Annotated in this window: 10 protein-coding genes and 1 pseudogene; 7 read left to right on the top strand and 4 right to left on the bottom strand. The window is 73.2% G+C overall.

What is annotated here, in order from left to right; translation table 11 throughout:
- The 3 genes from L0H79_RS18240 to L0H79_RS18230 all read right to left on the bottom strand — a co-directional run.
- A partial coding sequence (locus tag L0H79_RS18240) for an amidohydrolase family protein (protein ID WP_301486065.1) occupies window positions 1-951 on the bottom strand: 951 nt, incomplete at its 3' end.
- Between the two features lie 73 nt (window positions 952-1,024).
- Entirely contained in the window at window positions 1,025-1,618 is a 594-nt protein-coding gene (locus L0H79_RS18235) for a YceI family protein (RefSeq protein ID WP_301486064.1), read from the bottom strand.
- Window positions 1,615-1,962 carry a hypothetical protein gene (locus tag L0H79_RS18230; RefSeq protein ID WP_301486063.1) on the bottom strand — a complete coding sequence of 116 codons (348 nt, stop codon included), beginning with the start codon at window positions 1,960-1,962 and terminating at the stop codon, window positions 1,615-1,617. The genes L0H79_RS18235 and L0H79_RS18230 overlap by 4 nt, the downstream gene beginning before the upstream one ends.
- 131 nt (window positions 1,963-2,093) lie before the next feature.
- Here L0H79_RS18230 and L0H79_RS18225 point away from each other — a divergent pair, with 131 nt between their 5' ends.
- Window positions 2,094-4,916: a LuxR family transcriptional regulator gene (locus L0H79_RS18225; RefSeq protein ID WP_301486066.1), complete on the top strand. Its 2,823-nt coding sequence runs from the start codon at window positions 2,094-2,096 to the stop codon at window positions 4,914-4,916.
- Between the two features lie 27 nt (window positions 4,917-4,943).
- Here L0H79_RS18225 and L0H79_RS18220 read toward each other — a convergent pair whose 3' ends face one another.
- Window positions 4,944-5,093 carry a hypothetical protein gene (locus L0H79_RS18220; protein ID WP_301486062.1) on the bottom strand — a complete coding sequence of 50 codons (150 nt, stop codon included), beginning with the start codon at window positions 5,091-5,093 and terminating at the stop codon, window positions 4,944-4,946.
- Here L0H79_RS18220 and L0H79_RS22295 point away from each other — a divergent pair.
- The 6 genes and pseudogenes from L0H79_RS22295 to L0H79_RS18195 form a co-directional block, all read left to right on the top strand.
- Window positions 5,037-5,219 (top strand): annotated as a pseudogene (locus L0H79_RS22295) (RNA polymerase sigma factor); the annotation flags it as partial. The gene L0H79_RS18220 and the pseudogene L0H79_RS22295 sit on opposite strands and share 57 nt — an antisense overlap.
- A gap of 214 nt (window positions 5,220-5,433) precedes the next feature.
- Window positions 5,434-5,763: a hypothetical protein gene (locus L0H79_RS18215; RefSeq protein ID WP_301486061.1), complete on the top strand. Its 330-nt coding sequence runs from the start codon at window positions 5,434-5,436 to the stop codon at window positions 5,761-5,763.
- The gene (locus L0H79_RS18210; protein ID WP_301486060.1) at window positions 5,763-6,056 is read left to right on the top strand and encodes a hypothetical protein; all 294 of its coding nucleotides are present in this window, start codon (window positions 5,763-5,765) and stop codon (window positions 6,054-6,056) included. Before L0H79_RS18215 ends, L0H79_RS18210 begins: the two co-directional genes overlap by 1 nt.
- Window positions 6,053-6,376, top strand: coding sequence for a hypothetical protein (locus tag L0H79_RS18205; protein ID WP_301486059.1), 324 nt, complete (start codon window positions 6,053-6,055; stop codon window positions 6,374-6,376). The genes L0H79_RS18210 and L0H79_RS18205 overlap by 4 nt, the downstream gene beginning before the upstream one ends.
- A 133-nt stretch (window positions 6,377-6,509) precedes the next feature.
- Window positions 6,510-7,580, top strand: coding sequence for an AAA family ATPase (locus tag L0H79_RS18200; protein WP_301486058.1), 1,071 nt, complete (start codon window positions 6,510-6,512; stop codon window positions 7,578-7,580).
- Entirely contained in the window at window positions 7,577-8,617 is a 1,041-nt protein-coding gene (locus tag L0H79_RS18195; protein WP_301486057.1) for a hypothetical protein, read from the top strand. Before L0H79_RS18200 ends, L0H79_RS18195 begins: the two co-directional genes overlap by 4 nt.
- Window positions 8,618-8,622 lie beyond the last annotated feature (5 nt).

Below are 8,622 nucleotides of genomic sequence, written 5' to 3'. Positions count from 1 at the left end.
CGCGGTGCGGACGATGTCGTGCGGTTTGACGGGTGCGATCCCGGCGTCGGTGCCGGCGACGACGACAGCGCCGCGCTCGACCAGGTCTCGGATGTTCGCGATGACCCTCGGGATGCGGGCCAGGACCTCCGGCGGAAGCGTCACGCTCGGCGGCGGTGGCAACATGCCGATGGTCGCGCCCACGACGATGCCTGCATCGGCCATGGCCTGCCGCAGGTCGGGCCGGTCGTCCACCCCGTCCGCAGCCCAGAAGCTGACGTGTTCCATCCCGTCCACCCCGGCGGCCAGGCAGTCCTCGATCGCGGCGGTGCCATGGGCGTGCGCGGTCACCGCCAGGCCCAGCCGGTGGGCCTCGTGAACGGCCGCGACGAGGACCTCCCGGGCGAACTGTGCGTCCTCCATGCGCGTGCCCGGCGTCAAGGCCCCGCCGCTGGACATCACCTTGACGAGGTCGCAGCCGCGGTCTGCGTGCTCGCGCACCGCGGCTCGGACGGCGTGTGCGCTGTCGGCGACCTGACCGCCCAGGAAGTGACAGTGCCCCAGCGGGGTCGTGATCGGCGGTCCCGCCGCCACGATGGTCGGCAGGTCCGCCCTGCCGCGCAGATCCAGGGACAGGTAGCCGCGGTCGCCCAGGTCACGGACCGTGGTCACGCCGCCGAGCAGCGCGACGCGGGCCGCCGTGACCATCTCGGCGCGGGCGGCGGCGTCGTCTCGGCCCGCGAGTGCGGCCACGGGGTCGAGCGACGCGTCGAAGGCCAGGTGGACGTGGGTGTCGACCAGGCCCGGAAGCAGGGTCGCGCCGCTGAAGTCGACCAGGTGTCGGCGTCCTGCGGCGGGTCGCCGTCGAACACCGCCACGATCCTCTCTCCCTCGACCAGCACACCCGGGCCGCGGCCGACCCAAAACTGGTGACCGTCGAAGAGCCGGGCCCCGCGCAGTGCGAGCCTGCACGGACGCTCGAGCACCGAGCTGTGCTGTGGCAGACAAGCCCCGGGCTCGACGGAGTCGCCAGAGTCAGGGGGCGTCATCGCGAGTCACCCGAGCCGACGTGGCCGTCGTCGCGCGGCGCGACTCTGGCGAAGCGCAGGTCGGCTTCGAGGTCGAGGAACCGTCCGACGACGAACGTCGGGACCTTCATCGCCAGCGGACGCCGGTCCAGCCGGCCGGCCACCCGGACCCGGATCGGGCCATCCGGCCGGGGTCGGGGCTCGTCGACGAGCATGACCGTCAGGTCGACAGGCGCTCGGGCCCCACGCGCGAGGATCACGGCATCCGGCTCCCATCCGGTCGGTGTCTCGCGGGTCGTCTCGACAGCCACCACGACAGCCGGGCAGCCCTCCGCGTCGAGGAACCGTGGCCCGCGCACGTCCCTGTCGCGATGCGCGTTCCCGGTCGCGATCCCTGCGACCGACAGCCTCACCCACGCCTCGGTGATCTCTCCCTCACCCGAGACCACGACCACGCCGTCCTCGATCGGGAACGTGCCATGCACGGTCGAGACGAGCTTGTCGCGAACGTGGAAGCGGGCCACGCTGGCGTCCTTGACCAGCGCCCATCGACCGGAGAGATCGGGTTTGCGCATCGACTCGGTGTCTCGGGCGCGCGGGACGGTGCTCATCGCTCGGCCCCAGTCACCAGGTCGGCGAGCCGGCCGAACACATCGGAGGCGACGTACCGGGCCACCCGGTCCGGGCCGGTCAGCATGGCCGGGTCCTCGCCGGGCAGCAGCTCGGAGGACATGACGAGGCTCTCCAAGGTGTCGAGAGCGGCTGCGTCTCGTGCGAGGACCACGGCGCATTCGGCGCCGTCCGGCCCGACTGCCCGCACGCCGCCGAGCAGGCCGGTGCGCAGGTCCGGGTGGGACTCGATGAGCGGCATCAGCCGTTCGCTCCCGGCCCGGCGCGAGGCCTCGACGGCCTCGTCGCTGCGCGGGCCGTCGAACCAGACGAGCTGTACGTGCATGGTGGGCTCCTGTCGTCGCGCGCCCACGAGCGTGGGCGTCTGAGCCGATCGTGCGCCCGCGCAGAGGTCGGCCGCCTCAGTGCGACTGCCGACTCCCCTACTGAACGTGGTCCCGGAATACTGATTTCGTGATGTCGGTGCCCGGTCGAGACGTCGAGTCGGCGCAGCTTGCCGTCGCCTGCCGTGAGGCGGCAGCCGGCACAGGCCGGCTCGTCCTGCTCACCGGCGAGGCTGGGATCGGCAAGAGTCGGCTCGCCCAGGTCGCGGCCGAGGAGGCGTCCAGTCTGGGGATGGCCGACGCGCGCGGTTGGTGCATGGACGACCCGGCTGCCCCAGCGCTGTGGCCCTGGTGGCGGGTGGCCCGCGACGTCGATGGTCTGGGCGACGCGTTGGCCTCGATCCAGGGCGTGGACGCCGACGACGGGGTGAGGTGGCGGCTCGCCGAGGCAGTCGCCGCCGCACTCGCCCGGCGCGCCTCCGACGCAGGGCTGGCCGTCGTCCTGGAGGACCTGCACTGGGCCGACCCGCTGACGTTGGACCTGCTGCGCCGCCTGTTGCCCGAGATCATCTCGCTGCCCGTCCTCCTCGTGGGGACTGCCAGGCAGGAGGGCCTCGCCCCGGTGCCGATGGGAGCGGTTCTGCCAGACCTGCTGCGAGCCACCAACATCGTCCATGTCCCGGTCCCCGGCCTGACCGCCTCCGCCGTCGCCTCGTGGCTCGCCGAGGAGCCCCGGACCCGCGACTGGGCCTCGCACGCGGACCACCTGGCCCGCCAGACCGGGGGCAACCCCTTCTACATCCGGACGCTGGTCTCGGAGCTGTCGCATCCGGACGCCGACGTCTCAGCCGCCCTCACCGACCGGCCCACCTGGCGTGCGGTGCTCGTGGCGCCATACCGCAAGCTGCCCGGCCCGGCTCGCCAGACGGTGGCCACGGCGGCCGTGATGGGCGAGCGACTCGCGCCCAGGCTGCTGGCCGACGCGCTCGGGCATCCGGTCGAGGAGGTGAGCGAGCATCTCGCCCGAGCCGTCATCTCCGGCATCCTGCACTTCGCCGTCACGGGACTCGCCTTCAACCACGCTCTCGTCCGCGATGCCATCGTCGCCGACCTCGGCCCGGCAGAACGCGCGCGAGCCGATGCCTGTGTCGCTGCCGCGCTCGAACGCACCGGGGACCCGATGATGCTGGGGCCCGCGGCGATCCACTGGTCCCGCGTCGAAGGGCCAGAGGCGGCAGCTCGGTGTCGCGACCTCGCCGCCCGGGCGGCCGCTGCCCAGGCCTTCGCCCCCGTCCGCGGTCTCGAGCTGGCTCGCCTCGCCCTGGAGTCGGCTCGCGCCCTGGACGCGACGGAGGAGGAGCTGGCCGAACGGCTGCTCGTGGCTGCCCGGTTCGAGTGGGCTGGCGGGATGCTCGTGCAGGCGCTCGAGTCCTGTACGTCCGGGCTCGAGCTCGCCGAGGCCGCCGGACGCCCCGACCTGATGGCCGACTTCGCGCTGGTCCCCCAGGGCATCGGGTCCGTCGATATCGCACAGATCGCCGAGGGACTGTGCCGACGCGCGCTGGCCGTGCTGCCCGCTGCCGAGGGCAGCCGACGCGCCAGGCTCCTCGCCTTGTGCGCCGTCGCCGCCGCTGAGGCCGCGGCGTCGCCACAGGACCGCACGGCGCCGGTCAGGGGAGGGCAGACCCCTGCCGACCTCGCCGCCGAGGCCGTTGCTGCCGCTCGGGCCTGCACCGACAGGCAGGCCGAGCTCGAGACCGTCGCGGCCCGCCACTTCGTCCTCAGCTACCCCCAGTCGATCGAGGAGCGCACCCGGCTCGCGGCTCGCGCCGTCGAGCTCGGCGGGTCCTCCAGCACCACCATCGGTGCTCTCTGGGGATACCTGTGGCAGGCCGACCTGGCCTTCCAACGCGGCGAACTGCTCGCCGTTCAGCAAGCGATCGCCGACGTGGAACGGGTCGCCGCCCGTCGCTCCTCCCCCGTCGCCCGCTGGCATACCCTCCGGCTCCGCTCCGCGCTGGGGCTCCTGACCGGACACTTCGACGAGGCGCGCGACCTCGCCCGGCAGGCTCGGAGCCTGGCCGACCGGGTGGGCGACATCTCGATGGTCGGCCTGCACTACGCCTTCCACGTCCAGCTCGGGCTGCTGCGCGGCGACCCCTCGGAGCTCCTGCCGGACACGCTCGAGGCGCTCGGGCACGCTCCACCGCTCCCCTTGGTGCGGGCGAGTGTCCCGGTGAGCCTGGTCATGCAGGGTGACCTTGCTGGGGCGAGAGCCGAGTTCGTGGCGCTGCGCGCCGTCCCACGCCGGATGCCGCTCGGCCCGCGCTGGGCCGGCACCGTCGGGCAGATCGGCGTCGCCGCCGTCCTGCTGGCCGACGCCGAAGTCGCCACCGAGTGCTATCACGTGATGTCGCCCACTTCGCAGTGGTGCGGCGGTGACGGCGGCGGGTCGCCGTTCGCCGCAGGATCCAACGAGTACCAGCTCGGGCTGCTCGCACACACCTTCGGCAACCGTCCCCTCGCCGCCGACCACTTCCGGCGCGGCATCGCCGTCGACGACCGTATCGGCGCCAGGCCGTATGCCGCCCTCGGGCGCCTGGGACTCGCCGAAGCCTTGGCGGACCACAACCTCGGGCAGGCACGTCGTCAGGCACGGGAGGCAGCCGACGAGCTCCGGCGGCTCGACATGCCAGGCCCGTTGGCCCGAGCGTCCGCCCTGTCCGACGCGGCCGACCGCACGCTGCCCCGAGCGACGGCACGACCGGGGGGCCTGACCGAACGGGAGTACGAGGTGGCCCTGCTCGCCGGCCAGGCCATGACCAACCGGCAGATCGCCGACCGGCTCTTCCTGTCCGTGCGCACGGTGGAGTCCCACGTCCGCAGTGCTCTCACCAAGCTCGACCTGACGAGCCGGACCCAGCTCGCCCTCTGGTTGCGCGACCACGAGACCTGAGCCCGGATCGGCCCGAGCCGCAATGCGCTAAAGGTCCTCGAAGAGCAGGGAACCGATCCGGGCTGCAAGGTCGACAGTAGAGGTGTGACATCGTCCGACGGCTCCGACGACCGGGTTCTCCTGCAGGCCCTGGCCGGCGGGGACCTCGGCGCCCTGCGGCAGCTCTACGAGCAGCATGCGCCGTGGCTGTCGGTCCGCCTGACCCGCCGTTGCAACGACCCGGAGGTCGTGGCCGACGTCCTGCAGGACACGTTCGTGGCCGTCTGGCGCAGCGCGGGGCAGTACCGCGGGTCCGGCGACGTCGGCGCATGGGTCTGGGGCATCGCGGTTCGCCGACTGGTCAGCCGGCTGCGCACGCGGCGCGGCTTCGTCATCCTGCGCGCGTCGGCGGCCTCGTCGCTGGCGCTCGAGGACGAGGTGCTGGCTGGTGTGGAGTACGGCGACCTCGGTGCCGCGATGGCAGCGCTGTCCCCCGACCTTCGGGCCGTCATCCAGGCCACCGTCCTGGACGGGCTCGATGAGCTCCGCTCCCGCCGGGACGTGGGACCCGACGTTGCGATGCCGCCCGGACGCGGTGCGCAGCGTCGTCAGCGCGGTCGCGTCGGGACCATCGGCCAGCCAGACCTCGCCGTGGTGGTACCTGGCCTGGCTCGTCACCCTCTGTGCGCTCGCGGCCATCGCCGCGCTGCTCAAGGGATCGGAAGGCTCGACCCGGCGCCGGCTCGGCCGGCTCGGCGCGGCCATGCTCGCCGCCTCCGTGCTCACCTATGGGCTCGCGGCGGCCGGAGGCAACAGCCACTCCGTGCGCACCTACCCCGACGGCCACAGCGTGGTCCTCATCCCATGATGAGCACGCACACCCGCACGGTCGCCGCGGCACTGCCGTGGCGACCGGTGGTGTCCCTGACCGGGGCCGGGCTGGCGTTGCTCGCCGTCGTGGCCGCGTGGCCCACCAGTGGCGTCTCCCGGCTCGCCCTCATCCTCGGGATCGGCGTCCTCGCGGCAGGCACCGCCTATCTGCTCGACGAGGCAGCCGCCGAGGCGGTGGCCGCGACCCCACCTCGCTGCGCAGGCGCGTCAGCACCGGGCTGCTCTGCGCGGCAGCCGTGTTCGCCGTGGGCTTTGCTGGTCTCGTCGTGATCGCGCAACGCAGCGACATGGGCGCACGGCTCGGCGTCGCGGCGCCTCTGTCCGGCTGCATCCTTGTCGCGCTCGCGATCTCCGCGGCCCTGCGGCGACGCCTCGCGGAGCCAGGCGAGCTCGTCGCGGGTTCGCTGCTCGCCCTCGTCGTCATCCTGGCCCTCACCCGGGCACTCGACCGCTGGGTCGATCTGTTCCCCAGCGAGGCCACTGCCCGGTGGCCCGGATCCTTCGCCGTCTGGGGGTGCGCGGCGCTGGTCAGCATCGCCACGATCACCCGTGCTACCCGAGACCCTTGGGGCCGAGCCAAGAACAACTGAGCCACAAGCGAACCCAGGTGTATGCCGCTGAGCCGGCTCAACGGCATACATCCCCTGCGCCCGGCATGAACGACGACAACCGCGCATTACCTACAGTATTGACAGTAAGTAATGTCAGGCGTTCAATGGGGACATGCGCGACAGCCGAGTCCTGACCTCGAGGCCCCCTTCGTTGTCCTCGCGGCCGCTGCTGCCCTCGGCAGGCGACATGGCGCTGCTCGTCGGGCGCGAGGAGATCACCGCCGACCTCGAGCGGGCCGTCGACCGGTCGCTCAACGTCCTCGTCGTGGGGGAGCACGGAGCGGGCCGCACCAGCCTGCTGCGGGCGCTCGAGTACCGCCACCGCGGGGACGACCCGACGCTGCCACAGTTCGTCTACGTGCGCGCGGCCGGCCAAGACGACGCCCACCAGATCCTCCTGCGCGTCCTGCAGGCCTGCGCCCGCCCCGAGCCGTACGAGCCCGACCGTGCCGGTCCCGACCGTGCCGATTCGGATCATGCAAGGCCGGCCGCGGATGCCACCGCGGCCCTCGCCCGGCTGGCGGCCCTGCAGCGCCAGCGGCCCATCGTCGTACTGCTCGACGACGTCGCAGCGCGCCCCGGCAACATCCTCTTCGGCGTGCTGCGCGACGAGCTCTGGGAGACGCGGACGACCTGGGTGGTGACCGCCACCCCGTCCGAGTCGACCACCCTGCTCACGCCACCGGCGAACGCCTTCTTCGAGACGATCCTGGCCCTCGCGCCCCTGACGCCCGCCGAGGCGACGGCCCTGCTCGAGCTCCGGCTGCCGGACATCACCCGGGACCGGCTCGGCGCCGTGGCCGGGCACGGGGGCACGCCACGGGAGCTCATCGAGCTCGCCCGGCAGGTGGACTGGGCGGCCCCAGCGCAGGACGCGGCCTTCGACACCGCGCGCCGGGAGTGGGACACGACCCTGGCACGGCTGGGCCGGCCCGCGTCGATGCTCGCCTCAGAGATGCGCACGATGGGTCCGGTCAGTGCCTCCGACGAGGCCCTGCTCGAGCGCATGGGATGGACCCGCCCGCGCGCCCTGCAGGTCCTGGGGGACCTCGCGGCGGCCGGCCTGGCGGTCTTCGCAGACGCGCCACGGACCGGGCCCGGCCGACCCAAGAAGGTCTACCGTCTCAAGACGCTCGCCGAGTGGGCCGCCGCCTCGCGAGACGGCCAGCGAGCCGGCGCATGAGCCGCGAGCGGCTCGCCGCGCTGCACGCCGCGAACGCCTTCGACGCCGCTCCGCTGCGGTCCGTCATGCACCGGCTGCACGTCCCCTTCGACGAGCTCACCGGGACCACCGGGTGCGAGCACCGGCTGCTCACCTCCGTGCAGGCCCGGCACCGAGTGGCCCTGGTGGGGATCAGCGGGTCGGGCAAGACGAGCGTCACCGAGTCCGTCCTGGGTCCGACCGTAGAGGGGCTCGCGCCGATCCCGGTGTCCGTCTCCGTCGAGTCGCCCGACATCGCGACCCATCCAGTGGCCTTCGCCGGCCACGTCGTCGCTCTCGTGCGCCGGTGGGTGAGCGCGGGACTACCCCGGGAGGCAGGCCGGGTCGCGCGGTTGCGCGACCGGCCGGGTGCCACCAGTCAACGGTTCACCATCGCGCCGAGCTGGCTCGGGGCAAAGCTCGAGCTCGGCACGGAGCTGCGGCAGGCCACGGCCGACGAGCCGGTCTCGAGCGGGGAGCGGCTCGAGCAGGCGGCGCAGCTGCTCGCGATCATCGAGGCGCACGACCTGCTCCCCGTGCTCGTGCTGGACGACACCGACCGGTGGCTCAACCTCTCGTGGCAACCGGACAGCGAGGCGGCCCGAGCGGCGTTCTTCGGCCGCGTGGTACGCGTGCTCGCGGAGGACTTGGCGACCGCGGCGATCGTCGCGGTCCACCCCACCTACCTGCGCGACCCCAACTACCGGGCCGCCGCCGGGTTCCTCGACACGACGATCCGCATCCCGGCACTGGCCGGCCCAGCCGCGGTGCACCGGGTCCTGGCCCGGCGCGCCGGGCTCGCCCTGGACGAGCCGGAGGACGCGGCCCTGTCGGGCCTGCTCGACCCGGGCGCCGTGGCGCTGTTGTTCGAGCAGTACCGCGCGGTCCCCGACCTGCGGCAGCGCATCCTGCAGGTGATGCACGTCGCCCTCACCCTCGCCGTGGACGAGCGGGCCGAGGTGATAAGGGAGGGCCACGTGCGCGCTGCCCTGACCGAGACAGTCATCGACCCGGACTGAGATCC

This window comes from Intrasporangium sp., from assembly GCF_030452765.1.
GTDB lineage: Bacteria > Actinomycetota > Actinomycetes > Actinomycetales > Dermatophilaceae > Intrasporangium_A.
Note: the sequence above shows the minus strand (reverse complement) of the source record. Positions and strands in the feature narration are given on the sequence as shown.